This is a genomic window from Nonlabens sp. Asnod2-A12 (genome assembly GCF_045063745.1).
GTDB classification, from domain to species: Bacteria; Bacteroidota; Bacteroidia; order Flavobacteriales; family Flavobacteriaceae; genus Nonlabens; species Nonlabens xylanidelens.
In genome coordinates, this window is record NZ_JBEFOB010000003.1 from 2,212,790 (window position 1) to 2,239,167 (window position 26,378).

Annotated in this window: 28 protein-coding genes and 1 tRNA gene; 15 read left to right on the forward strand and 14 right to left on the reverse strand. The window is 33.1% G+C overall.

Features of this window, described 5'->3' with window-relative positions:
* Nucleotides 1-124 precede the first annotated feature (124 nt).
* Nucleotides 125-1,642: a glutamate--tRNA ligase gene (gene gltX / locus ACJJVJ_RS10105; protein ID WP_405370109.1), complete on the forward strand. Its 1,518-nt coding sequence runs from the start codon at nucleotides 125-127 to the stop codon at nucleotides 1,640-1,642.
* 75 nt (nucleotides 1,643-1,717) lie between these two features.
* Here the strand turns inward: gltX and ACJJVJ_RS10110 are convergent, their stop codons facing one another.
* Nucleotides 1,718-2,470 carry a hypothetical protein gene (locus ACJJVJ_RS10110; RefSeq protein ID WP_405370110.1) on the reverse strand — a complete coding sequence of 251 codons (753 nt, stop codon included), beginning with the start codon at nucleotides 2,468-2,470 and terminating at the stop codon, nucleotides 1,718-1,720.
* A gap of 149 nt (nucleotides 2,471-2,619) precedes the next feature.
* Here ACJJVJ_RS10110 and ACJJVJ_RS10115 point away from each other — a divergent pair, with 149 nt between their 5' ends.
* The gene (locus ACJJVJ_RS10115) at nucleotides 2,620-3,627 is read left to right on the forward strand and encodes an SPFH domain-containing protein (protein WP_405370111.1); all 1,008 of its coding nucleotides are present in this window, start codon (nucleotides 2,620-2,622) and stop codon (nucleotides 3,625-3,627) included.
* Nucleotides 3,628-3,724: 97 nt separating this feature from the next.
* Here ACJJVJ_RS10115 and ACJJVJ_RS10120 read toward each other — a convergent pair whose 3' ends face one another.
* The 4 genes from ACJJVJ_RS10120 to ACJJVJ_RS10135 form a co-directional block, all read right to left on the reverse strand.
* Nucleotides 3,725-3,943 carry a DUF6327 family protein gene (locus ACJJVJ_RS10120; RefSeq protein ID WP_104514224.1) on the reverse strand — a complete coding sequence of 73 codons (219 nt, stop codon included), beginning with the start codon at nucleotides 3,941-3,943 and terminating at the stop codon, nucleotides 3,725-3,727.
* The gene (locus ACJJVJ_RS10125) at nucleotides 3,927-4,313 is read right to left on the reverse strand and encodes a phage holin family protein (RefSeq protein ID WP_405370112.1); all 387 of its coding nucleotides are present in this window, start codon (nucleotides 4,311-4,313) and stop codon (nucleotides 3,927-3,929) included. Before ACJJVJ_RS10125 ends, ACJJVJ_RS10120 begins: the two co-directional genes overlap by 17 nt.
* A gap of 9 nt (nucleotides 4,314-4,322) precedes the next feature.
* The gene (locus tag ACJJVJ_RS10130) at nucleotides 4,323-4,733 is read right to left on the reverse strand and encodes a YtxH domain-containing protein (RefSeq protein ID WP_104514719.1); all 411 of its coding nucleotides are present in this window, start codon (nucleotides 4,731-4,733) and stop codon (nucleotides 4,323-4,325) included.
* Between the two features lie 265 nt (nucleotides 4,734-4,998).
* Nucleotides 4,999-6,678, reverse strand: a complete 1,680-nt coding sequence (locus ACJJVJ_RS10135; RefSeq protein WP_405370113.1) for a glutamine--tRNA ligase/YqeY domain fusion protein — start codon at nucleotides 6,676-6,678, stop codon at nucleotides 4,999-5,001.
* A gap of 71 nt (nucleotides 6,679-6,749) precedes the next feature.
* Here ACJJVJ_RS10135 and folB point away from each other — a divergent pair, with 71 nt between their 5' ends.
* Together folB and ACJJVJ_RS10145 are read left to right on the forward strand one after the other, a co-directional pair.
* Entirely contained in the window at nucleotides 6,750-7,109 is a 360-nt protein-coding gene (gene folB / locus ACJJVJ_RS10140; protein ID WP_104514221.1) for a dihydroneopterin aldolase, read from the forward strand.
* Nucleotides 7,110-7,184: 75 nt separating this feature from the next.
* Nucleotides 7,185-7,255: transfer RNA gene (locus tag ACJJVJ_RS10145), tRNA-Cys, on the forward strand.
* A gap of 41 nt (nucleotides 7,256-7,296) precedes the next feature.
* Here ACJJVJ_RS10145 and ACJJVJ_RS10150 read toward each other — a convergent pair.
* The 4 genes from ACJJVJ_RS10150 to rnr all read right to left on the reverse strand — a co-directional run bounded on the left by ACJJVJ_RS10150 (nucleotide 7,297) and on the right by rnr (nucleotide 12,123).
* Nucleotides 7,297-8,070: a LysE family translocator gene (locus ACJJVJ_RS10150; RefSeq protein ID WP_405370114.1), complete on the reverse strand. Its 774-nt coding sequence runs from the start codon at nucleotides 8,068-8,070 to the stop codon at nucleotides 7,297-7,299.
* 123 nt (nucleotides 8,071-8,193) lie between these two features.
* Nucleotides 8,194-8,874, reverse strand: coding sequence for a head GIN domain-containing protein (locus ACJJVJ_RS10155; protein ID WP_104514219.1), 681 nt, complete (start codon nucleotides 8,872-8,874; stop codon nucleotides 8,194-8,196).
* Nucleotides 8,875-9,369: 495 nt separating this feature from the next.
* Nucleotides 9,370-9,834, reverse strand: coding sequence for a DUF6265 family protein (locus tag ACJJVJ_RS10160; RefSeq protein WP_405370115.1), 465 nt, complete (start codon nucleotides 9,832-9,834; stop codon nucleotides 9,370-9,372).
* Between the two features lie 90 nt (nucleotides 9,835-9,924).
* On the reverse strand, nucleotides 9,925-12,123 hold the full coding sequence (gene rnr / locus ACJJVJ_RS10165) for a ribonuclease R (RefSeq protein WP_405370116.1): 2,199 nt from the start codon (nucleotides 12,121-12,123) through the stop codon (nucleotides 9,925-9,927).
* Nucleotides 12,124-12,278: 155 nt separating this feature from the next.
* Between rnr and ACJJVJ_RS10170 the strand changes: the two genes are divergently transcribed.
* From ACJJVJ_RS10170 to ACJJVJ_RS10220, 11 genes are all read left to right on the forward strand, one after another.
* Nucleotides 12,279-12,443, forward strand: a complete 165-nt coding sequence (locus tag ACJJVJ_RS10170; RefSeq protein WP_170034480.1) for a hypothetical protein — start codon at nucleotides 12,279-12,281, stop codon at nucleotides 12,441-12,443.
* A 672-nt stretch (nucleotides 12,444-13,115) separates the two neighbouring features.
* The gene (locus tag ACJJVJ_RS10175) at nucleotides 13,116-13,547 is read left to right on the forward strand and encodes an RpiB/LacA/LacB family sugar-phosphate isomerase (protein WP_104514216.1); all 432 of its coding nucleotides are present in this window, start codon (nucleotides 13,116-13,118) and stop codon (nucleotides 13,545-13,547) included.
* A gap of 262 nt (nucleotides 13,548-13,809) precedes the next feature.
* Nucleotides 13,810-14,091 carry an acetyltransferase gene (locus tag ACJJVJ_RS10180; RefSeq protein ID WP_104514215.1) on the forward strand — a complete coding sequence of 94 codons (282 nt, stop codon included), beginning with the start codon at nucleotides 13,810-13,812 and terminating at the stop codon, nucleotides 14,089-14,091.
* Nucleotides 14,092-14,196: 105 nt separating this feature from the next.
* Nucleotides 14,197-14,457 (forward strand): hypothetical protein, encoded by a 261-nt coding sequence (locus ACJJVJ_RS10185; protein WP_146080360.1) that lies wholly within the window; start codon nucleotides 14,197-14,199, stop codon nucleotides 14,455-14,457.
* A 2-nt stretch (nucleotides 14,458-14,459) separates the two neighbouring features.
* On the forward strand, nucleotides 14,460-14,900 hold the full coding sequence (locus tag ACJJVJ_RS10190; RefSeq protein WP_405370117.1) for a GNAT family N-acetyltransferase: 441 nt from the start codon (nucleotides 14,460-14,462) through the stop codon (nucleotides 14,898-14,900).
* A gap of 102 nt (nucleotides 14,901-15,002) precedes the next feature.
* Nucleotides 15,003-15,674: an MbnP family protein gene (locus ACJJVJ_RS10195; protein WP_405370118.1), complete on the forward strand. Its 672-nt coding sequence runs from the start codon at nucleotides 15,003-15,005 to the stop codon at nucleotides 15,672-15,674.
* Nucleotides 15,667-16,701 carry a cytochrome-c peroxidase gene (locus tag ACJJVJ_RS10200; protein ID WP_104514211.1) on the forward strand — a complete coding sequence of 345 codons (1,035 nt, stop codon included), beginning with the start codon at nucleotides 15,667-15,669 and terminating at the stop codon, nucleotides 16,699-16,701. The genes ACJJVJ_RS10195 and ACJJVJ_RS10200 overlap by 8 nt, the downstream gene beginning before the upstream one ends.
* 8 nt (nucleotides 16,702-16,709) lie before the next feature.
* Nucleotides 16,710-18,038, forward strand: a complete 1,329-nt coding sequence (locus ACJJVJ_RS10205) for a YHYH protein (RefSeq protein ID WP_405370119.1) — start codon at nucleotides 16,710-16,712, stop codon at nucleotides 18,036-18,038.
* Nucleotides 18,039-18,124: 86 nt separating this feature from the next.
* A complete protein-coding gene (locus ACJJVJ_RS10210; protein WP_405370120.1) occupies nucleotides 18,125-19,756 on the forward strand; it encodes an aryl-sulfate sulfotransferase in 1,632 nt (543 codons plus the stop codon).
* A 33-nt stretch (nucleotides 19,757-19,789) separates the two neighbouring features.
* The gene (locus tag ACJJVJ_RS10215; RefSeq protein WP_405370121.1) at nucleotides 19,790-20,398 is read left to right on the forward strand and encodes a Crp/Fnr family transcriptional regulator; all 609 of its coding nucleotides are present in this window, start codon (nucleotides 19,790-19,792) and stop codon (nucleotides 20,396-20,398) included.
* Between the two features lie 72 nt (nucleotides 20,399-20,470).
* Complete coding sequence (locus ACJJVJ_RS10220; protein ID WP_405370122.1) at nucleotides 20,471-20,677, forward strand: DUF2892 domain-containing protein; 207 nt, start codon at nucleotides 20,471-20,473, stop codon at nucleotides 20,675-20,677.
* Nucleotides 20,678-20,747: 70 nt separating this feature from the next.
* Here the strand turns inward: ACJJVJ_RS10220 and ACJJVJ_RS10225 are convergent, their stop codons facing one another.
* The 5 genes from ACJJVJ_RS10225 to ACJJVJ_RS10245 all read right to left on the reverse strand — a co-directional run bounded on the left by ACJJVJ_RS10225 (nucleotide 20,748) and on the right by ACJJVJ_RS10245 (nucleotide 26,378).
* Complete coding sequence (locus ACJJVJ_RS10225) at nucleotides 20,748-22,958, reverse strand: TonB-dependent receptor (RefSeq protein ID WP_405370123.1); 2,211 nt, start codon at nucleotides 22,956-22,958, stop codon at nucleotides 20,748-20,750.
* Nucleotides 22,959-23,009: 51 nt separating this feature from the next.
* A complete protein-coding gene (locus tag ACJJVJ_RS10230) occupies nucleotides 23,010-23,342 on the reverse strand; it encodes a DUF6660 family protein (protein ID WP_146080358.1) in 333 nt (110 codons plus the stop codon).
* Between the two features lie 468 nt (nucleotides 23,343-23,810).
* Nucleotides 23,811-24,611, reverse strand: coding sequence for a hypothetical protein (locus ACJJVJ_RS10235; protein ID WP_104514203.1), 801 nt, complete (start codon nucleotides 24,609-24,611; stop codon nucleotides 23,811-23,813).
* Between the two features lie 119 nt (nucleotides 24,612-24,730).
* On the reverse strand, nucleotides 24,731-25,762 hold the full coding sequence (arsB, locus tag ACJJVJ_RS10240) for an ACR3 family arsenite efflux transporter (RefSeq protein ID WP_405370124.1): 1,032 nt from the start codon (nucleotides 25,760-25,762) through the stop codon (nucleotides 24,731-24,733).
* Between the two features lie 4 nt (nucleotides 25,763-25,766).
* Entirely contained in the window at nucleotides 25,767-26,378 is a 612-nt protein-coding gene (locus tag ACJJVJ_RS10245) for a protein-tyrosine-phosphatase (protein ID WP_405370125.1), read from the reverse strand.

A 26,378-nucleotide genomic window follows, 5' to 3' on the forward strand; every position in this document is an offset into this window, starting at 1 on the left:
CAAAAAAACTTTTTAAAAATATTGGTTTAAAAAAGAAATCCAAATCTAATACTGTTAAGAAATCATAGGGATAGAAATGAAATCATCTTACTATCTTTGCCGCCACATTTAAAAATGCTAAGAAATGAGTACAGATGTACGTGTAAGATTTGCTCCTAGTCCTACAGGACCACTTCATATAGGTGGTGTGAGAACAGCGCTTTTCAATTATCTATTTGCAAAGAAACATAATGGAACTTTTATACTACGTATAGAAGATACTGACCAGAACAGATATGTGGAAGGTGCAGAAGATTATATAATAGAAGCATTAAACTGGTGCAAGATTCCTTATGATGAAGGACCAGGAAAAGAAGGAAATTGTGGCCCATATCGTCAAAGCGAGCGCAAAGAAATGTACCGCGCCTATGCTGAAGAATTGATAGAAAAAGGAGCTGCATATTATGCATTTGATACTGCTGAAGAATTAACCCAAGCAAGAACAACTGCCGAGGCTGATAAAAAGACATTTATATACAACCACAACAATAGATTAAACTTTACCAATTCACTTACTCTAAGTGCAGACGAAGTAAAGGAAAGACTAGACCGTGGAGACGCTTACACCGTGCGTTTTAAACCAGAATTAAAGACTTTAAACATGTACGACGAAATCCGTAAAGGAATAGAAATCGATACAAGTCTATTAGATGATAAAGTACTTTTCAAAAGCGATGGTATGCCTACCTATCACCTGGCAAATGTGGTAGATGACCATACTATGGAAATCTCTCATGTTATACGTGGTGAAGAATGGTTACCTAGTATGGCGTTACACGTGTTGTTGTATGAAAGCTTTGGTTGGGAACGTCCTAAATTTGCACATTTACCTCTTATTCTTAAACCTACTGGTAAAGGAAAATTAAGCAAGCGTGATGGAGATAAAATGGGCTTTTCTGTATTCCCACTAGAATGGAAAGATCCTAAATCTGGAGAGCTTTCTACCGGTTTTAGAGAAGATGGTTTCTTACCAGAAGCTATGGTTAATATACTTGCTTTCTTAGGATGGAATCCAGGTACGGAGCAAGAAATCTTTAATTTAGAAGAACTGATCGCTGCATTTAGCCTTGAAAAAGTAAATAGCTCTGGTGCAAAATATGATCCAGAAAAAGCAAAATGGTTTCAACAACAGTGGTATGTACAACAAGATGATGCTGTTATAGGTTCCGCTTTCGCGAAAGCGTTACAAGAACAAAATATCTCTTACGGTTCTGAAGATTATGTAAGCATGGTAGCAGGCATGGTCAAAGAACGCGCTGTTTTTACAGAAGATCTTTTTGAACTAGCAGGCTTCTTCTTTACAGCACCTTCTAGCTATGACGAGAAAAATGCAAAGAAAGCATGGAAAGAAGATACTAACGAGATCATGTCTCAAGTAGTTCAAATTATAAATGATACAGAAGATGATAGCGCCGCTGGATTAAGCACTGCTATTAAAGGCTGGATTACTGCTCAAGAAATGGGATTTGGTAAAGTAATGATGCCATTAAGACTAGCTCTAGTAGGAAGTCTTATGGGACCAGATGTTTTTGAAATAGCCTCTATGATAGGTAAAACAGAAACAGTAAATCGCATAGAAACTGCAATGGAGAAATTGGGATAATAAAATCTCTTTGTAATACTAAAAAAAGCCTGCTAAAAATATTTTAGCAGGCTTTTACTTTATGATATTTATAGACTAGAAATATAGCCTAGCTCCTACACTTATAAAACTGAAGTTACCATCTATATTATCACCAGCAACAGTAGTACCAGCTAGTGCATCAATAAATGAATAGTGATAATGAGCAGTTACCCTAAAATTTCTCGCACCACCTGAAAAACCAATAATTCCATTAACATTTATAGGAGATGTTTCTTGAAAATCTTTTAAAATTACAGGATTTACTACACCACCAGTAAAAGAGTTTTCATAACGATCTTCATCATCTATTTTTAGTTCTCCATTGAGCTGTAACGCAGGCCCAGCTTCTATAGAAAAGAAATCACTTTGTGCTATTTTCCAAGCCAGTAAAAACTTAACCTCTGCTCCTATCACGCTCATGTCTATTTGATCATTGGTAATATTTTCATTTACAGAAAAATTATGATTGAAGATACCGATAGAATAAATCATATCAAAATCATCTCTAAAATCACCACGTGTTTCTAGAGAGGCAGACCATCCTGTTCCTTGTGTTACCTCAACAGCATCAGTATCTATATTAAAAAAAGTAGCATCACCACCTAGTCCTATGCGATTATTATAGGAATATTTACGAGTTGCAGGTGCATTGATAGTTAATTCTTCTACTATAAAGACATCGTCATTTACAGACTCATTTACCTCAAAAATAGAGTGATCTAACGTAGAGAAATTATCAAATTGATCTTGAGCTAAAGCTTTATTCATAGCCAAAACAACGAGAAATACTAAAAAGGAATTTTTCATAGAGGTTGTAACAAAGTACACAAACATACTACTAATCTATAGTAAGCTCATAATATGGCATTAAAATGTAACCTTACTGCCACTTTAACGATAAACTAGTTTACTTTTATAAATATCTATTTAATACTAACCATTAAAAAACAAAAATCATGGATTTAATTATTTATGCAATATTAGGCCTACTAGCAGTGGTAGTTCTATTAGGTACCTTTTTTACTGTAAAACAACAAACTGCTGCAGTAGTAGAGCGTTTTGGTAAATTTACCAGTATGCGACAGTCAGGATTACAGCTTAAAGTACCTATCATTGATAAGATAGCTGGAAGAATCAATTTAAAGATTCAACAGCTAGATGTAATCGTAGAGACTAAAACAAAAGATGATGTATTTGTGCGTCTCAAAATATCTGTACAGTTTCAAGTAAGAAGAGAAAAAGTATACGATGCATATTACAGACTTCAAAATCCTCATGATCAGATTACCGCTTATGTATTTGATGTAGTACGTGCCGAAGTTCCTAAAATGAAACTGGACTACGTTTTTGAAAAGAAGGATGATATCGCAATCGCGGTAAAACGTGAATTGAACGAAGCAATGATGGATTATGGATATGACATCATTAAAACGCTTGTAACGGACATAGATCCAGATATACAGGTAAAGGCAGCCATGAACAGAATTAACGCTGCAGAGCGTGAGAAAACAGCTGCTGAGTATGAAGCAGAGGCTGACCGTATCAAGATAGTTGCAAAAGCACGTGCAGAGGCTGAATCTAAGCGTTTACAAGGTCAAGGTATCGCAGACCAGAGACGTGAAATAGCTCGCGGATTAGAAGAAAGTGTAGATGTACTTAATAATGTAGGTATCAATTCTCAAGAGGCAAGTGCTCTTATAGTTGTTACACAACACTATGATACATTACAGTCTATAGGTGAGGCAACACAGTCTAACCTGATCTTACTACCTAATTCACCACAAGCTGGTAGTGACATGTTAAATAACATGATCGCTAGTTTTACAGCAAGTGCACAAATAGGTGAGCAAATGAAAAAGACTAATGCTAATAAAGAAGAAAAGGTAAAACAGTCTTCTAGATCGCAAAGAGATAAAGAAAGTGGCTATGATGATGATGGCCTAGAAGATGGATGGATAGAATAATTTACGTCCATTTTTATAAACACAAAAACGCTATCATTACTGATAGCGTTTTTTTTATATCATTGCTTTTTTAAACAATTCACTTTACCACAAAATATTATTTTTTCCCTTTAAGACCTACTAGTTTATTTACAACCTTTAGGACCACAGCTTTCTTTGCGATGGAACTGACTACACTTGTTAAAATAGAAACGGCAGAGAAACTCTCTTTTACTTCATTTAACTCTAACTTCATCGTCTCTTGATGTATTTGTTGCTGTAATTTAAGGTACCTTAAATCACGATCTATTTCATCAAAATTATTGTAAACCCTCATGTTGTTCTATTTTAATATCCTCATTATCGTTGAAAAATTGAGCACTAGCTTTTTTAACCAATATTTTTTCAAGAGTTTTTTTAAGAAATAAGGATAATATAATCATTAAAAGTATATAAAATACACCCATTATAAGATATCCTATTGCAATGTTATCTAAAACATTTCCTAGATAAATAGCCATGGCTACACTTAAAAAAATAAGCGCTATAAGGAAGAAAAAACCTAAAATAATCTGGTAACTACTAGATACCACACCCTTCATAACCTTCTTAAAAAGGTCTAGTTTGTGATAACTTATCGACGACTCGATGTAATCTTGAGTCGCCGTAGTAAATTCTCTAAAATTGTCGGTTAGTTGTTTTCCCAAATCCTAAGTTTATATATTAACTTTAGCTGATGCTGTTTTGATACCTTCTTTTACAGAATTAGGTTTCTGTAATTGAGAATTTTTCATACGTAATTGTTCTAGTTTTTCTTCTAGAGCAACAATCGCATCGTCTGCTTTATAGCTTGCACTAGAAAGAGCTGTTTCAATTCTATCACCTACAGTACCTCTCAATTCAGTAGCTCTAGAGTTTACTGTAGAAGAGATTTGAGATGCTTTTTCTGATACTTGAGCGTACGTTTTACGAGCTTGCGCATCAATATCTTTTTGAGCTTTTTTTGCTTGTTTCTTTAATTTTTTTCTTGTTTTCTCTCCACTATCTGGAGCATATAACATTCCTGCAGCAGCACCTATTGCAGCACCTGCTATTAAAGCGATTAAGGTATTAGTTGATTTAGACATTTTTTTTCTTTTTTTGTTCACTAACAAAGGTAAATCTAAACACGTTTTAGTGTAGTTAATAGTGAGTTAAGCTTACATGAATTACTATTAAAAACATGCTAAAAACTTATATTTAATATTAAAATTAGTTAAAATAGTAGATACTTATTATCAATTATCAAAAAAGCCCACGATTAAGTGGGCTTTAAATTATTCTATATATGTAATGTAAATAGGTTTAAAGTGATCTCGCTTTCGCGAAAGCGGAACCTCTATCCTACGCTATCTAAGCATCTAACTTAGCCCATGTATCACGCAATGTAACGGTACGGTTAAAGACCATTTTATCATCTGTGGTGTCAGGATCTACGCAAAAGTACCCCATACGCTGAAACTGCACTGTTTCTCCTATAGAAAGGTTTTTCATTGCAGGCTCTGCCATAGCAGTGATCACCTCTAGAGAATCTGGATTAACAAATTCCATGAAGTCCTTTTCTTTATCTGTGTCTGGAGATGGTACGGTAAATAGGCGGTCATACAGTCTCACCTCTACTGGTAGGGCTTGTGCAGCACTTACCCAGTGTAATGTTCCTTTTATCTTGCGCATACTTGCTTCTGTACCGCTTCCACTCCTAGAATCTGGATCGTAAGTAGCATGAATCTCTGTAATATTACCGTCTTCATCTTTGATACAACCTTCACCTTTTATGATGTATGCATTTTTAAGACGTACTTCTTTACCATTCTTTAAACGGAAAAATTTCTTGTTAGCTTCTTCTCTGTAATCTTCACGTTCTATGAAGATCTCTCTAGAAAAAGGAACTTCTCTAAAACCTCTAGACTCATCTTCCTGACTATTTTCTGCCTGAAGCATTTCTACTTGATCTTCTGGATAGTTAGTAATAACAACTTTAATAGGATCTAGAACACACATCACACGGTCTGCGACTTTATTAAGATCATCTCGCAAGTGAAATTCTAGGTGATTCATGTCTACCAGATTATCACGTTTACCTATTCCTATAGACTCAGCAAAATTCTTAATAGATGCAGCGGTATAACCACGACGTCTTAAACCAGAAATAGTAGTCATGCGTGGGTCATCCCAGCCTGTAACAATATTTTGTTCTACTAGTTTTTGCAATTTACGTTTACTAGTAACAGTATGAGAAATGTTTCTACGTGCAAATTCACGTTGTTTAGGGCGTACTTTATCAGTATCTACTATTTGATCTAAGAACCAATTATAAAGCTCTCTATGAGGTTTAAATTCTAGTGTACAAAAAGAGTGAGAAATTTGTTCCATGTAATCACTTTCTCCATGAGTCCAGTCGTACATAGGATAGATTTTCCATGTATCACCGGTTCTATGATGATCGCGATTTACTACACGATACATGATAGGATCACGCATGAGCATGTTGTTGGATTTCATATCGATTTTGGCACGTAGGATATGTTCACCTTCACCGAAATCTCCATTTTTCATTCCTTCAAAAAGAGTCAAATTCTCTTCTACCGATCTATTGCGGTAAGGTCCATCTACTCCAGGTTCTGTAGGAGTTCCTTTTTGAGCAGCCATTTCTTCACTAGATTGTGAATCTACATAGGCTTTTCCTTCTTTAATAAGTTGAATTGCCCAGTCATAAAGTTCTTGAAAATAATCTGATGCAAAACAAAGGTTATCCCATTTATAACCCAGCCATTCTACATCTTTCTTTATAGCATCTACGTATTTTGCTTCTTCCTTTGCAGGATTAGTATCATCAAAACGTAGATTTACTGGTTTATTAAACTTTTCTCCTAAACCAAAGTTTAAACATATAGCACTGGCGTGACCTATGTGCAGGTAACCATTAGGTTCTGGTGGAAAACGGAAACGTAATTTATCATTAGAGAGACCATTGTTTAAATCGTCTTCTATGATATCTTCTATAAAATTATTAGGCTTTTTCTCTTCGCTCATGATATTCTCTTTTACTAACACAAATTTACAGTTTATTTTACTCCTAACACTGTACGGCCTATCTTTGTTCTATGCATAAAATACAACTAGAAAACGTAAGGGTATATACCAACCATGGTTGCCTACATGAAGAGGACTTAATAGGTAGTGAATATCGTGTAGATTTAGAAATAACAGCAAACCTTTCTAAGAGTGCACAGTCAGATTTACTGGCAGATACAGTAGATTATGTATCACTGAATAAAATAATAGTAGAAGAAATGGCTATAAGGTCAGAACTTTTAGAGCATGTTGCACAGCGCATTCTTACTCGCATTTTTAAAGAAGAATCTCTAGTTCAAAATGCTGAAGTTAAGGTAGCTAAGATAAATCCACCTATAGGTGGTGATGTGCAAAGTGTAGTAATTATAATGAGTGAAGAGAGAAAATAACTTTTCATTTTTATCAATTTTAGATTTAATAAAGTAGGAATAGAGCAAATTATTGTTATTTTTGCCATCCATTATGGTACCATGGCCGAGCGGCTAGGCATGGGTCTGCAAAACCTAGTACAGCGGTTCGAATCCGCTTGGTACCTCTTAAATCCTCAATCTTCACTGATTGGGGATTTTTAAGTTTTTAAGGCTGTGGATAATCTTTGTCTGCGTCTATTACAGGCATTACCTTTTCATTAAACTCTTCCATACCTTCTAGATCTGGATCTATAGGCTCTACTTGTTCTGGTAAGATGTGAAATTGATTCTCAATATTTTCTGTGGCACTAGGAAAAACACCTTTAAAAATTAAAACCGCTCCACTTATAAACATAATTACGGCGATTAAACGCTTTAACCAGAATATTCTAGAAGGAGTTAAATAACGGTTTAAACTCTTAGCAAGTATGATTTTACCTATATCAACAACAAAATAAGTAAGTAAAACGGTAGAGAAAAATATAGTTATACGCTCTCCATCATTTTCTAATTGCGGACTAAAAACTACGATCAATCCTAACCAAAAACCTAGTACACCTATGTTTATAAAATTGAGTAGAAAACCCTTTATAAATAAAGCGATGTAATTTTTCTTTTGAACTATGAGAACCTTAGTATCAACTTCTTTTAAATAGGATTTATCGGTCTTAACAAAGGATACAATACCATAAATACAGAGTATACTACCGCCAAATATGAATAGTCCTGGGTCATCTTTTAATTTTTCAAGAATACTAGAAGTCATAAAATATGCCGCTAGTAGAAAAATAATATCTGCAATGAGAACACCTGCATCTAATGCAATAGCCGCCCTAAATCCTTTTATAGCACTAGTTTCAAGTAGAGCAAAGAAAACAGGTCCTATAAGAAAAGCCATAACAAGGCCTAATGGAATGGCCTTTAATATATCGTCAAGCATTCAGAATTGTGTTGAACCTCAAAGGTAGGAAAACACATAGGGATTTCAAATACAGAACTAGAAATGTTATTTATATGGTTTAGGAAAAATATTGAAGCCTTAGAACGCTTTTAATAATTTTAATTAATCATTATCAACGATCTTAATTCTACCACCGAATAGAGTTTTTTTCTTCACATCTTTAGGGTTACCATAAACCACAACATCACCACCAGCTCTAACATTTATATCCACAGATTGTGTTGCAAAGATCTCTACTTCACCACCGGCCTGTACTTTTACTTTAGAATAATCAGATTTAAGTTTTTCGTTTTCTACTTTTCCACCGGTGTTAACAACTAGAATTTGATCTTCTACCTGACCGCTTAATCTTACAATACCGCCAGTAACCGCTCTTACATCAAGATTCTTAACAGTTAATCCTGCTGTTACCATAGCACCTTCTTGTACTTTTATTTCTAATCTGTCCTGTTCAATTAATTCATTAGATAAAACTCTAGCGCCTTCATTTGCGTCGATTATATCTAATTCTTTGTAGTATACATGTACAAACGTTTTTGTACCGTCAAAAGTCTTCTCTGAGCGCATACGGACTTTTAATAATCCATTTTTTTGAACGTACTCGACGTCATCTGCATCTTTTCCAGAAATGATGATCTTATTTTCTGATGATTTTACCAGATTAACTGTGACTAGATCAAAAACTTTAATGGTATCAAAATCTGAGATGGTCATTTCAATTGGGTTTTGTGCTATAGAAAAGGCACAAAAAAGTATAGTTACTATAGATAATAATCGATTCATGATAAGAGTATTTTTATAAAGACTTTATTTATTAGGTGATGTTACAGTCCACGATAGGTTAAACATGAAAAAACGATGCTTATTGCTAAACATCGTCTTTTACTAACCAACCAAAAAACTTTATGAAAATTACTACTAATAACCTTCTCTATATATTATTCAAATCGTGTGCCAAAGTAGGATAACAGCATATAATGATACGTTAAGAAAACATCTTAAACGAAGAAATCCTAAGTATCAAAGACGACAACTTAGGATTCCCTACTAACCAACCAAAAAACTATACTAATGTTTCAATTTACTTCTCAAAAACCTTACAATTGAGAAGCTTTATAAAAATGAAACTATTATGAAAAATTGAATTAAAGTTTCTCACGCTCTAATTACAGTACAAATATCTAGCTATACCATTAATAAATTAAAAATGAATATTTTATAATTCTAATTATAGATAATATGTATAATAAATACGTTGTATTACACAAAAAGAGCATTTTATTGCTTTATAAATTTGAAATCAATATGTAAACTATCATTAGAAACTAGCGCTTTAAGTGTATCATTTTTATAAGAATACCTAATATGTGTAGGAAATTCATTCTCTAAGTTAACCGCTGTAAAGCTATTTACAGTAGTGTCTTCAATATTAAAAATAGTAGGTTCTTCATTAACTCCAGTAACTTTTAGAACCCATGAAGATTCTTTTCCTTTAGATAATTTACTTAAAGGTTTTATGGATAAAAATTCTTCAAATACCGTATCTTTTTTATGAAGAGTAAAACCATGCCCATTATAATTACCATTAATAGTAGGTATCCATTTTTCATATGTTTTATTCTCTCCTGCTTCTTCTACTCTACTCCATGATCCTGATAACCATGAAAAATTTGTGGTATCCCCAGTCTCATTTTTACAAGACAGAAATAATAATGCTACAACTATTAATAAAATACTTTTCATGATCGGACCTATTTATAATTTGAATTTAAGGTATAAAAAAACGATCCATTTTATAAAAAATGGATCGTTTATAATTTAAAATAGAATAGTTTATTTTTCTACTGCTTCTCTACTACCTATCATCCAGAAATCTAGATGTTTCTTAACAAGGTCTGCATTTTTTACTTTTACATAAACCTCGTCACCTAGCGTATAAGTGTTCTTAGTCTTGCGACCTACAACAGCAAACTCTTCTTCTACATATTCATAACTATCGTCATCTAGGTCGCCTAGTCTTATCATTCCTTCACACTTGTTAGAAATGATTTCTACATAAATACCCCAATCAGTAACCCCAGAAATCACACCTAAGAACTCTTCGTCAGAGTGATCTTTCATAAATTTAACTTGCATGTATTTAATAGAATCACGCTCTGCCTTAGAGGCTAGAATTTCCATTTCTGAAGAGTGTTCTGACTTTTCTTCATATAATTCTTCACTTACTGTTTTACCACCATCTAGGTAATGCTGTAATAATCTATGCACCATAACATCAGGATAACGACGTATAGGACTAGTAAAATGAGAATAATAATCAAACGATAGACCATAATGACCTATGTTATTAGTAGAATAAACAGCCTTAGACATGGTTCTTATCGCAAGCGTGTCTACCATATTTTGCTCTTTATTTCCTTTTACATCACTTAATAACTTATTAAGCGACTTAGTAACCGTTTTACGATCTCTTAAATCTAGAGTATGGCCAAATTTTACAACTATATTCTTAAGTGCTCCTAATTTCTCATCATTAGGCTCATCATGAATACGGTAAATAAATGTCTTTTTAGGTTGTTGTTTACCTATAAAACCAGCCACTTTTCTATTAGCCAGTAACATGAATTCTTCTATAAGTTTATTAGCATCCTTAGATGTTTTAAAATAAACTCCTACAGGTTCTGACTTATCATTAAGATTAAATTTTACCTCTGTTTTATCAAAACTTAAAGCTCCATCTTCCATACGCTGTCCACGCATGATCTTAGCTAGTTCATCTAACTTTAAAGTAGCTTCTACTATTGCAGGCTGTATGGTTGTTTGCTTTCGCGAAAGCGAGATATCACCAGGAATCACTCCTTTTCTAGTTTCTATGATATGTTGTGCTTCTTCATAAGCAAATCGCTGGTCAGAGTGTATTACTGTACGACCGAACCACTCGTTATGAATTTTACTAGAATTATCCATTTCAAAAACGGCAGAAAAACACAATTTATCTTCATGTGGATTTAAAGAACACACTCCATTAGAAAGTACTTCAGGTAACATAGGCACTACTCTATCTACAAGATATACAGACGTCGCACGTTCATAAGCCTCGTCATCAAGAACAGTTCCTTCTTTTACATAATGAGAAACGTCTGCAATGTGAATACCTACTTCATAATTACCATTTTCTAGAACCTTAAATGATAATGCATCATCAAAATCCTTTGCGTCTGCAGGATCTATGGTATAAGTAAGCGTGTCACGCATGTCACGACGCTTTTCTATTTCTTGAGAAGATATAGATTTATCCAGTTTTTCTGTGTATTCCTCCACCTCTGCAGGGAATTCATAAGGAAGACCGTATTGAGCAAGAATGGCATGTATTTCTGTATCATGTTCTCCAGGTTCTCCTAGAATATCTTTAACTCTACCGTTAGGAGAATCTTGTTTATCATTCCATTCTACAAATTCTACTAGAACTACCTGTCCATCTTTTGCTCCATTAATCTCTCGACCTGGTATAAAGAAATCAGTTTGAATCTTAGGATCTGTAACGTTTACAAAAGCAAATTTTTCATGCACTTGTATCTCTCCTACAAATTCAGTTTTTTTACGTTTAATAACCTTAGTTATCTCACCTTCTGGCTGTGAGCCTCGTTTTCTATTATAAACATATACTTCTACCTCATCACCATTAAGCGCCTGGCCTAGTGATCTTTTAGGTATCATGATATCTTCTTCTAGTTCTTCGGTAATTACATAACCGGTACCACGTGTACTTACATCTATTCTACCAGTGTAATAGTCGATAGCCTTGATAATTTTAAATTTACCACGGTCTATCTCTTCTATCTTTCCTTTAGATTTGAGTTGGTGTAATTTTTTTATAACCTGATTGCGGCCACTAGAATCTGATATTCCTAGGTGTGCACAAATTTGCTTGTAATTGTAACTTTTATTCGGATCTTGCTTAATAGCACTGAGTACCGACTGACTCAAATTCTGAAACTTAGTCTTTGAGCTTCTTTTTTTCTTTTTATTCATATTACTTACAAAGTTAAACTTTTAAAGTTTCTGTATATTAAATACGTGTGAAAACCAGTAATATAACCCTCTAGATAACATTCATTAACATTAAATTAAGAAATAAAGTTATCTTTGTACAACTATTTCTTCATAGAAATCGTTAAAGCTGTCATATGCGTGTAAAAAAACCACTCTTATCTACATTGATTTTTGCAGGAATTCTTCTTGTCGGGATAGTGGTACTATACATTTTAGTTTCTAAAGCGCTAGACACTACTACAGATGTTACTAATGATGGTAACCTTACTAAGACTATTAAAGTAGAGGCTACCGTTTAACTACCTACTGTAATAAACCACTCGTTTTACCTTATTCCTTTTTAAAAATTACACTTTTCTATTTTTAATAGAGAACAATTACTCTGTTTTCGTTTTTTAAACGATGCCCTATTTTATTTTAATTGAGAATACCATGAGCTTGTATAACTCCTTCTTTGTTTTTTAATATTTACTGTTATCAACACATATAAACAATATCATTTTTCTTTTTTAAAATTTAAATAAAATATGTTGCTTATTATATAGTGTTAATAGCGGTATAACTTTTTAAATAAAAATTAGGATTAGGTAGAAATGGTAACTTATCTACAGTTATACACATGTTATCCTAGCGTTAACTCATTGTAAAGTAAATTGATACTCATTAATGGTTATGGTTATTCACATTTGTTGACAACCGTTATCCACATATAAATGTAGAGAAAATGACCTCTTTTTCATTGTTTATTTCTCACCATATGGGTCTGAAAAGTCATTAGAAAATTGATGAGTTATATTTTGGTTTTCTCAATTAAAAGTGGGTATGGACTATTCAAATCAATATTCCTAATATAACTTTTGCAATTCTATTAACAGGTTATCCTTTGTTTATGAATAGTGTAAAACCATCGATGTTAATAACCCTAAAATACGGTTGAGTAAGTGTAAATTTGTATAACAAACACACAACACATGAAAATCTCAATAGGAAACGATCACGCAGGACCAGATTATAAACAAGCAATAGTAAAAATGCTTAAAGAAAGAGGTCATGAAATTAATAATCACGGTACTGATACCTTTGATAGCGTAGATTACCCAGATTTTGCTCACAAAGTAGGTCAAGATGTTGATAAGGCCGTTACAGAAATAGGAATAGTTATTTGCGGTAGTGCACAAGGAGTCTCTATGACTGTTAATAAGTACCAGAATGTACGTGGTGCTGTATGCTGGACTAAGGAAATAGCTGGACTAGCACGTGAGCATAATAATGCAAATGTTATTTGTATTCCTGCACGTTTCACTTCTATACCACAAGTAATTGCTATGGTGGAGACTTTTCTAGATACAGAATTTGCTGGTGGACGTCATGCTACTCGTGTTAACAAGATAGCTTGTTCATAAGTACGCTTTCGCGAAAGCGGAACATATAAAAGGTTCTATATGATGCTATTATCTGGTGGTTCTTTACAAGATTATTTTATCCTTTTATTCTCAATTTTTATTTTACCTAGTGTACTGATTTATCTAATCGTTAGATATTTATTATTTAGTCATGTATTTATAAATTTGAGGAGTAAAAGAAAAAGATATTTTTTTAGTTTTATCTTTTATATTCTATCGTTAACATTCACATTTATACTCATATTTGTTTACATTTTTTATAATGAATCTTAATAAAAGACAACAGTATCTTGATTTAGGTAATCAATTACCTAATAAACATTTACACCTAGATTTTGATAATCATTGTTACTGGCGCATTGCGTTAGATAATACTTTGTTTGCAAGATGGAAAGATGTGGTACCAGCTCCTGCCTATAGAAATATAACAGAAGACCAACTGGATTATGTCATTCATTTATTAAAAAGCTATTTAAAAGATGAGCAACTATTAATGGAACATAATAGGATTTCATTAGCATATCGAGAGAAGAAATCATTGTAAATTTGATGTAGTAAAAAGATCAATATTTTTCTACTGCGGTAGTAAATAGACAATAAATTTAAATTAGGTGCAGGTTTCTTAATGATTCTCACCTGTGTGGAATTCATGAAAAAAGAAGCAAGTATTATTATCCACCAGTTAAGAACTGCGGTGCATCCAGAGAAAAAACTTATGGAAATATGGCGTGAGCTAGAGTTATATGAAGAAGATGAAAAAGAAGAAACTCTAGAAGACCTAGATACAAGACGTCAAGAATTAATGGCTACCGGTGATGAAGAATTCGGTAATATGCTAGAAAAAATTATCACAGATATAAGAATAGGTATTAAACCACCACAACCTAAAAATGTTCCTAAACAATTTTAAATATGGAGGTTTTTATAAAATCATTTAATGATTATTCTACCCTAGAACTATATAACGTCATGCAATTACGGTCTGAAGTGTTTGTGGTAGAACAAGATTGTGTCTATCAAGATCTAGATGGTAAGGATAAAGAAGCCATGCATATTTTAGGGTATAAAGATCAAGAACTTGCTGCATATACACGCATCTTTAAACCTGGTGATTATTTTGAAAAAGCGAGTATAGGTCGTGTAGTAGTAAGTCCTAAAATGCGTGGTCTTGCTTATGGTCAGAAAATTATGACTGCCAGTATAGATTACTGTAAAGATCAAGGATACCCTTCTATACAAATATCTGCTCAATGTTATTTACATAAGTTTTATACCGATTTAGGTTTTGTATCTCAAGGAGAAAAATACTTAGAAGACGGTATACCTCATCAAGAGATGGTTTACACATTTTAGTAAGCTCGTTTTAAACTATTTGTTGTTAACAAAGTCTTAAAGGAATAATTAACCTTTCCTTTGAAACTTATTTTACCTTTTATCTTTTCAATTTTCTTCCTTATGTATATAGGAGGAATAAAAGAACATGTTTTAAATAGAGAAGAAGTACTGGTAGTAAAGATTAAACCTACTTTTAATGGTCATTCTTTTACTAAAAACACTTGGCTTGTTACATCTCAAAATGATTCTATTCAAATTAGTAAACTAAGATTTTATCTCACCAATTTTGAATTTATCGATGCTCAAAATAATAGTATAAAAATACCAGAGAGCAATTATTTAATAGATGCTTTTGATCAAGAAACACTTCAATTTGATTTAAAAACTATTAAGAAAACTAATTTTAAGCATATTTTATATAAAATAGGCGTAGATGAAAAATTACACGATGCTGGAGCACAAAGTGGCGCATTAGATCCTATAAACGGTATGTATTGGGCATGGCAAAGTGGTTTTATTAACTTTAAATTAGAAGGAAAAAGCCCTAGTTGCAATACTCGTAAAAATAAATTCACTTTCCATTTAGGCGGTTATAAAATACCTTATTCCACCACTAGAGATGTAAGATTAGATCTATATAATAAGGAAAAATATATTATTATAAAAATGGATATTTCATCTTTTTTTAATGACTTATCTCTTACAGATATAAATCAAGTGATGACTCCTGGAGAAGAGGCATATCAATGTTCTTTACAATTACCACAGTTATTTTCTATTACAAATGAGTAAAAAGTGGATCTACATATTACTCACTGGCTTATTGTTATTTACAACTGCTTTTACAGTTATAAAAATTAAAGAGAACTACTTTGATTATCCTGATTACTGGCCAGTTCCAGTATATGATTTTAAGAAAAATCCGGTAACTAAAGATGGTTTTCAATTGGGTAGAAAATTATTTTATGACCCTATACTTTCTAGAGATAGCAGTATTTCTTGCGCGAGTTGTCATTTACAAGCTACTGGATTTACACATGTAGATCATGATCTTAGTCATGGAATAGAAGGTAGAATAGGTACACGCAATTCCTTAGCATTAATAAATCTTGCATGGAATGAATCTTTCATGTGGGATGGTGGTGTTAACCATATAGACATGCAAGCGTTACAACCTATTACTAATCCAGATGAAATGGATTCTTCACTACTAGAAGTAGTAGATAAACTTAACGACATCCCAGAATATAGAACCTTATTCTATCAAGTTTTTAATGATAGTATTATTACAGGACAACATACATTAAAAGCGTTATCTCAATTTACTATTTCGCTTAATTCTTATAATTCAAAGTACGATAAATATATAAGAAAAGAAGATCATGTTACCTTTTCACAACAAGAACTCAGCGGTCTAGAACTCTTTAAAATTAATTGTTCTAGCTGTCATAAAGAACCACTTTTTACTTCTACAGAATTTAAGAATAACGGTTTATCTATAGACCCTACTTTAAATGATTATGGTAGGTATAGAGTGACTCGTGATCCTTTAGACTCTTTAAAATTTAGAGTTCCTACACTTAGAAATATCCAGTTTACAGCACCTTATATGCACGATGGCCGTTTTGAATCTTTGAGAGAAGTACTAGATCATTACACAACTGGGATGGAGTATTCAAAAACTCTAGCTCCAGAACTTAATAATAAAATAGAATTAACTTCTAATCAAAAAACAGATCTTCTTGTGTTTTTAAAAACACTTTCAGATTTTGAATTTTTATACAATAAAAAATATTCCTTTCCTAGAACTTTTAATTAATCTAACTTATGAAAAAAATACTACTACTATTATTTGTTATTACAACTTCTATAGGACAAGCACAAACTAATCCTATAATAACAGAATGGCTTCAAAATACTACAGGTATACAAGGAAGGCATTATATAGATGGTAATCCTACACCTATTACAGATAACGTAGATGCAAATGTCCAGCAGGTAGAATATTCTACAAACTGGGTTTATGTTTCTGCGACTGGTATTCCAGCTTATATAACAGGACCATTTTTAGATAGAAATCCATCACTAGCGACAGATCAAAATGCCATTTATAGATTTCCATTAAACCCTTCTCAAAATACTGGTACGCTTACAGCTACTTCTGGTGGTAACATAGGTGTTTTTATAAATGGCGTTTCTTTATTTGATTTTAGAGATGGAGTATCATGGAATAACAATACAAATGCGCTTTGTGGTGGACCAGGCAACGCAAATTGCCCAGGTGGACCTATGGCTAATCAAGAATGGAATAGAGATGCAATTCCTGCCGAAATGGGCGGCTTTGATTGTAATAAAGCACATCCTGCAAATGGTAATTATCACCATCATCAAAATCCGAGTGCTTTTGATCTAGATCTTATCGTACTTTCTAACGTTTGTGCTACTTATCCAGCAGATGGACTATACGTTATTGATCAAAATACACATTCTCCACTTATAGGTTTTGCCTACGACGGTTACCCTATTTATGGTGCATATGCTTATACTAATACAGACGGTACAGGAGCAATCACCAGGATGAAATCTGGTTATAATCTCAATACAGCAACCACTAGAACAAATGGACCAGCAGTAGATGCTACTTACTTTAATGGATATTTTAGAGAAGATTACATTTTTACAGCAAACGCAGCACCAGATTATCTAGATGAGCACAACGGTAGGTTTTCCATAACACCAGAATACCCTAACGGTACTTATGCCTATTTTGCTACTGTAGATGCAAATCATAACAGTGCTTACCCCTATGCTGTAGGGCCTACTTTTTACGGTAATGTAACTGCGAGTAATGTAACGAGTATTACAGAAACGACTACTGCATTTGTATTAAGTAATGAGAGTGTAGATATCCTAGATGCTTTAAAAGTTTACCCTAACCCATCACAAGATTTTATCGCTATACAATCTACTTTATCTCAATCAGATTTGAATGTAGCTATTTACAATAGTATAGGTCAGATAATACAGGAGCAAAAAATTCTCCAAGGTAGTACGTTGAGTATTTTAGATACTTCGGCATTTTATGATGGGATATATTTTGTGAAAATAAGTAACGATGCAAACATGGTTACACATAAGATTATTATAAAGAGATAGAACCTTTCTAGTATTATTTATAAGTGTTCCGCTTTCGCGAAAGCATACTTATATCACACATAGTAAATTCTTTAAAGAAGAAGATTATGAAATATTACTTATTGTCAATTGCATTTATTTTGAGTCTTTTTACAAATGCTCAAACCGTAGTAGGTTTACAATATAATACTGCAGGAAATCTAGATAATGGTTATGTGCTTTTTGCTCCTATTTCTAGTCAAGACACTTTTTTAATAGATAAATGTGGCAATGAAGTGCATAGATGGAGCGGTAATAATAGACCGGGACAGTCTGTTTATTTATTACCAGATGGAGATTTATTACGTACAGGAAATGTAAATAATCAATCGTTTAATGCTGGCGGTAAAGGCGGTCTTATAGAACGTATAGACTGGAATGGAAATGTAGTGTGGAGTTATACAGTTGCCAGCACTACAGAGTTGCAACATCATGATGTGAAAATGATGCCTAACGGTAATATTTTGATTATTTCATGGGAATTAAAAACGGCTGCAATGGCTATTGCACAAGGTAGAAATCCTGCACAAGTACCTAATGATTTATGGTCAGAAAAAATAATAGAAGTACAACCAGTAGGTACAAATGGAGGTAATATAGTTTGGGCATGGCATCTTTGGGATCATCTTACTCAAGATTTTGATACAAATAAGCCTAATTATAGTGCCGTTATAGAAGAAAAACTTGTGGATTTAAATTATAAAGCAACTGCAAATCAAGAAGACTGGATTCACTTCAATTCGGTAGATTATAATGCAGCACTAGATCAAATAGTTATAAGTGTACATAATTTTGATGAGGTATGGATTATAGATCATAGTACAACTACTACACAAGCGGCTAGTCATGCTGGTGGTAATTCTTTAAAAGGTGGTGATTTATTATACCGTTGGGGTAACCCTGCGGCTTATGGTATGGGAACAGCAAGTGATCAAAAACTCTATGGACAGCACAATGTGTACTGGATAGAAACTGGTTTTCCATATGCTGGACAGTTGATGATTTTTAATAACGGTCTAGGAAGAAATTTTTCTAGTGTAGAGATTATCGATACACCACAAACAGGATTTACATATAATTCAACCTTGCCATATTTACCTGCAAGCGCCTCTTATGAATATAATGCTGGAAATACAGAAAACCTATATGCTCAAAACATATCAGGCTCTCAATTACTATCTAATGGAAATGTGTTGATTTGTAGCGGTCCTACTGGTGAATTTATAGAAGTAGATACTAACGGTACAGAAGTATGGAGATATATTAACCCTATAAATGGTTCTGGTGTGATTAATCAAGGTATTACTCCTACTCAAAATGCAGTGTTTAGAGCTACTTTTTATCCCGATAGCTATTCTGCCTTTAATGGAAGAATATTAACACCTGCTGGCACCATAGAGAGCTCTAATACTGTTACAGCAAATTGTACAACGAGTTTAGGAATAGAAGAAACTACGATTAATAAAATAGAGTTATATCCTAATCCTGCGAGTGATTTTGTTTTTATAAATTATGTAGTTGCTAATGATAATGAAACTATATTGATTTATAATACATTAGGACAATTGATTAAAAATGTAAATTTAATACAGGGAGATTCTTTCACACGACTAGATGTATCTTCTCTAAACAGTGGTATATACTTACTTAAGGTAGGAGAAAGCAATGATTCTCAGATATTGAAATTAGTTGTTAAATAAAACAACTAATTTTAGTTATTAAAAATATATAGTTTGAAAAACATTTTCCCATTTTTTAAAAGCGAGTTAATTATATTATTAACGAGAGAATGTGAAATTATTACTGTACCTACACAACAAGAAATACTGCGCAAGGGTCAGTATGTAAAAGTAATTCCAGTTGTTTTAAAGGGTCTATTACGTGTTTACACAACGCATGAAGATAAAGAACTGTTACTCTATCACATTAAATCTAGTGAGAGTTGTGTAATGTCATTTGCTGCAGGAATTAAGAACGGTACTAGTGAGATTTATGCACAGACTCTAGAAGAGACTGAAATTCTTCTATTACCAGCGCAAAGACTTAAAAAATGGCTAGAGCAATATCCAGAGTTGAATGTCCTTTTTAACTTACAATATGAAATGCGCTATGCAGACTTATTACATACCATAGAAAATATGGTATTTCATAAAATGGATCAGCGTGTTTTAAGTTTACTGCACGATAAAGCAACTTTAACTAATACAAGGACTATAAAGATATCTCATCAAGCACTAGCCGACGATCTAGCAACTTCTAGAGAAGTAATAAGCCGTATTTTAAAGAAGTTAGAGAACGAGAACAAACTTGTTCTATCACATCAATCTATTAAAATTTTATAGTTGTGACTTTAGTCACTTTTTATAACGAGCTACTAGACTACTATTGTACCTCAATTTAAAAAGGTATAAGTCATGAAAAAAAATCTAGGAACCATCGATAGAATAATCAGAATATTATTTGCAGTAGTAGTATCTGTTTTATTCTTTACTAATGTTGTTACAGGTACATTAGGCGTTATTTTATTAATAGTAGGTGGAGTTTTATTAGCCACTAGTTTTATGAACTTTTGTCCATTATACGCTGTTTTAGGCATTAATAGCTGTCCTATAAAAAAGTAATCTTATTACATATAAAAAAAGCTCGTTTTGATAATTTTATCAAAACGAGCTTTTTATTTTTAGAAATCACTTAATCATCATGATGTCCATGGCCGTGATGACTTTTATTACCGAATGGTTTCCATATCACACCAGCACTAAATATAAATCCATCTGTAGGTGCATAGATTTCATTAAAAGTAGGTGCACCACCAGCATCTATAGTTACCGTAGGTGAATAACGACTTTGTCTTCTATCTGTCAGGTTTTCAAAATTCATGTATAGATTTCCCCAGTCAAAGTTTTTCATAACCAGTAGCCCCATTAATAAATAATCTCTAGATTCTGTCCCATCAAATAGTAGTTGCTTTCCTGTATAATAGGTTTCATAACCTATGCGCCATTTTTCATTTTCATACATAATAACACTACCAGCATTATGTTTTGCAGTTAATGGTTTTTCAGGATTTCCATCTAAGTAATTAAGTTGTGTATCGATTAAGGCATAGTTTAAGAACCATTTAAAGTCTTTGTAGGTAAACTTTATATTAGTTTCTGCACCGCGACTTAAAGTTAGATCACTAGCATTACTATACTCAAAACTACCTGGACTAGTTGTGCTAGAATTAAGTAGTAGACCGTTATCAATAGCTGTTAAATAAAAGAGTTGATTTATTGAAAAATTAATCTGATCTGTAATAGCAAATCCATAGTCAAAATCTAGATTCATCCCATAAGAAGTCTCAGCTACTAGTTCATTTTTATCGATCGCTAGTACGTTTTGAAAATTTAATCTCTCAGCATCTTCCGTAAAAATATCTGGAATTTTATAACCTAGACCACCACCTAGACGACTGGTAAATCTACCATCAGATTTAAATAAAAGGGAAGCTCTAGGTAAAATAAAAGAACCCCAATCTGTAGTAAAATCTGTGCGTAAACCTGTTTCTAGTATCCAGTTATCACTTAAATCGGTCACGTTATTAACAAATAATCCGGCAGTAAGATCTTTTTGATCTCTTTGATTTATTACCGCATCTTCATCAAAGTCCGACGTGTATAAATTACCACCAAAAATCCAGTCCGTTTTATCCGTATTAGTTTTATAATTAGCCTCTGTAAACGTATTCACCTGACTTCCTTTAAAGTCCATACTAGGTATCAATAGTTCTCTATTAAAATAAGCAATACTATTTTTAAATTGAAAACTAGAATGGTCTGTTAGATTAGTTTCCCAAACTGCTTGTGTACTGAATCTTCTAGAAATATTTTCTTCGGTATATGCATTGCTTTCATCATTGATAGCATCTAGATTACCACCTTTACGCTGGTCATAAGTACCATTAAGACCTACCCATACCGTAGTTTTATCACTAGGGTAATAAAATACTTTAGGATTAAGAGATACAGTACGTGCTTGTGGTAAATTAGAAAAATTATCTCCATCAGGATCGTATTCCTTTTGAGAGTTTGCACTACCATATAGAGTTACTCCCCATTTTTCTTTACGAGCGCTATAAAATATATTTCCTGTAATACCTAGTGCCTGAGTTCCTACCAGCATTAAATCCAGTTCTTTTTCTTCTTCTGGTCTCTTGGATTGCATGTTAACTAGTCCTGCGATAGCACCACCACCATAAAGAGTAGAAGAACTACCTTTTATAATTTCAAATTGAGCAATATCTAGCGGCGGTATTTGCATAATACTTAATCCGCCAGCAAAACCTCCATAAAGCGGGAAACCATCCTTTAAAAGCTGTGTATAACGTCCATCTAGACCTTGAATACGTATAGACTGGTTAGCACTACTTTGTGAGGTCTGTTGCATTTGTATCCCAGTACTTTCTCGCAACATCATAGCGATATTTGTACTGTTCATAGCGGTCTTTTCTACCAGCTCCTCTCCTCCTATTAATTCTATACGTGTAGGTGTACGTTTAAAAGTACGAGAAGAACGAGTGGACTGTATGACTATCTCGTCTAGTTCACCTTCTACTTCATGAAGATTAAAATTATAGTTTAATTGATCTGGTATAACTGCTGTTATCGTTTTACTTTCATGTCCTACATAAGAAACGGTAAGTTCATAAGTACCTGCCGGTACATCTTTTATAATTCCTTTACCATTAATGTCAGACATTGCCCCTTTTTTAAGGGTTGTGATAATAGCATTTGCCCCTAACAAGGGTTCGTTATCTTCTTCTGATACAACGGTAATGTTGATATCATAGGTTGTTTTAGATTGCGCTTTCGCGAAAGCGTAACACAGCAACAACACACTGCATAAAATAAGTTTTTTCATGTAATAAGTTTAAATAGTCTAAAAAATGGAGCATAATACTCCCAATAAATTCTAGCTATTTAATTGTGGTGGCTGTAAAATAGAGCCATCATATCCATCATAAAATGGATTGATATAAGAAGAAATTTGTGAATTGATTTCAGGAATATCGGTCAATTCCTGCGTTTCAAAAAGGTAAGTTATTACGTGTACAGAGCAGCAATTGCACTGACAGAATGGTGAGCAATCATCTTTATCTTCATGATCATGATCTTGTTGATTATCAAAACCTCCAGTATCTACAACTTGTTCTACCTCATCATGAGACTGGCCTTCTACATCATTACATGGCATGATGTTGAGTCCCAGGAAGTAAAACGAAAAAAGGAATAGTATGAATTTCACGCGGTAAAGATAAGGATGGTCATTTGATTACTGAAACTTCTTTGTCCCTAAACTTATAAAGTGGAGCAGATAGAATATTATAAAACTAAGACTTGGAATAACAAAAAAGTAATGACCTTTTATCTCTGGATAAGCATCTAACTTATAAATTAGTGGACTTAAAAGCAGTAAAAATGCTATTATTTCCAGTAGGACTTTTGTTATGGAGCCTAGTTTTATAAAAGTCAATAAACAACTAATAAATCCAACTGAACCGAGAACTGCAAACGTGAAATCTAGGCTTGAATCTGGATTAAATGGTTTAAAAATTAACCATAAAATAAACGGTACAGGAATCATACTACCCATTAAAAAGATGCAGCAGTAAGATGCTAAGGCTATTATTTTGAAGTAAATTTTCAGTTTTAAATAGTAATTTATTCAACGCAAATATGCGGCAAATAAGGTTTTTATTCACCGCAAAATATGTCATTGAGTTTGTAAAAGATTGTAATATTCAACTATCAAAGGAAGATTATTTTTATTTAATTTATTTCTTTTCATTTCATTCCAGATCATTGGATTTTCTCTGAAAAGGCGATTGCAAACGCCTCTTGTAAGTTTATGAATTCTATTTAATTTACCGTTTTCAAAAACATAATAATCAACTTCTTTATAGGGTATTATAGGCATCATACCTACTACCCCAATAGGTAGAACGTGATGTCCTTTTTTGGTAATACCATACAAACTTAATGATCCAACAATGATTTCTTCATAAAAAGCACCCTTTTTCTTTAGCTGGTTCAAACGTTGGAAAATCTTATTTTTGAATCGGTAACTCTTAATTTGTTTAGGACTAATTTTAGTTAGTTTAGAATCTTCTATATAGTACGGTTTGCCAAAAATATTTTTATAAATAATACTGTAGATAGTGTCATTACTTTCCTTGACTATATAATCTGGTAATCGTTTTTCTTTCTTTATATGGTTGATAAAATATTCCTCTATAAATAAAGAATCCGTTTCTTTATCTTCATAAATACCATCGTAATATTCTTTTTCAAATTTTTTAAATTTCTGTTTATTTCTCACAAAGGAATCGACTTTTCTTAAATTGTAATAATCAAACTGCTTAGTGATATTATCATATACCTTTAATTGATCACCAATTACAAAGCCATAAATAGTGTCGTTGTTGGTAAAAATATAATCTTTTGGAATGCTTTGAGAAAGAAGTGTATTGCAAAAGAAAGCTCCAATTAGTACTATAACATATCTATTTATCATTGTATTAGTTTAGTTAGTGAGCAAATCAATCTGTTTTACAAATATCGTCGTAGTTTATCAAAGTACAAGATTTCAAATCTGTTCACCGTAAAATATGTTATCTAAATTTTAAAAAGCTTTTAATAATACTTCTTCTTTAACCAGAAAGCTACTCTAACCAGCAGTATCAATGCAGGAACTTCTACTAGCGGCCCGATGACACCAGTAAATGCCTGACCAGAATTAAGTCCAAAAACAGCAATAGAAACTGCGATAGCAAGTTCAAAGTTATTACCTGCTGCGGTAAATGCGATAGCTGCATTTTCACTATAACTAGCACCGCGGTATTTACTAATAAAGAAACCTATCAAGAACATGACTATAAAGTAGATCATTAATGGAACAGCTATTAATAGTACGTCAAATGGTATTTGAACAATCAACTCGCCTTTTAATGAGAACATTAAAATGATGGTAAGCAATAATGCGATTAAGGTAATAGGTGAAATAGCTGGTATATATACATTTTCATACCAGTCTTTTCCTTTGGCTTTTACTAAAAAATAACGGCTTAGTACACCCATAAGAAACGGAATACCTAGGTAAATAGCAACACTCTCTGCAATGGTAGGTATTGAAATATCTACTATCGCACCATCAAAACCAAAATAAGGTGGCAACACGGTTATAAACAACCAGGCATAAAAGGAATAGGCAAATACTTGAAAAACGCTGTTTAAAGCTACTAATCCTGCTCCATACTCTGGAGAACCGTCTGCAAGGTCATTCCATACCAGTACCATCGCTATACATCTTGCTAGACCTATTAAAATAAGACCTACCATATATTCTGGATAGTCATGTAAGAAGACTAATGCGAGTACAAACATTAAAACTGGTCCTATAATCCAGTTGAGTAATAAAGAGATGCTTAGAACTTTAGTATTCTTGAAAACTTTGGGCAACAATTTATAGTCTGCCTTTGCGAGTGGCGGATACATCATTAAGATGAGTCCTATCGCAATAGGAATATTAGTTGTTCCAGAACTCATGGAGTCTATACCGCTAGCAATATCTGGAATGGCATAACCTAAACCTACTCCTATGGCCATGGCTAGAAAAATCCAAAGCGTTAAATACTGATTAAGAAAGCTTAATTTTTTAGCACTCATAACTTTACTTTATTTGAGAGAATACATATTTTAATTCTGTAGCAATCTCTAGACTTTTTAATCTATAGACTTCATCCTGTTGTGGTGTACCGTCAGAGTTTTTAGGATCTTCATAAGTAACTGCTACTCGTTGATTTGCTCCAGGTATAAAAGGACATCCTTCATTTGCACTATCGCAAGTCATAATCGCTGCAAAATCACTTTCTGGATTATCGACATCATCATATACTTTAGAAAAACAAATTACTGGATCGCAATCCTCATCAAAGTATACTGCATACAAAGGATTTTTTCCTTCTTCAATAACCTCTATTTGAAAACCTTGATTTTTCATGGTTTCCACAATTTTAGGGAAAACTGCAGTTGCTTCTGTCCCACCAGAGTAGGCTTTTAAATTTCCAATTTGGTAAAAGTTAGCTAGCGTTTGTGCCCATATCTGGCCTAGGTGACTTCTACGAGAATTATGAGTACAGATAAAGTTGAGGTTAATAGACTCTTTTTGATCTACTTTCTGCTGTATATATCCGGTTAATTTATCAAGAATTTGCTTGCGTTCTTCTGCAATACTTGCCGTATCTAACGTATCGATAGTATTTTCTATGGTAGTAAATGTCAT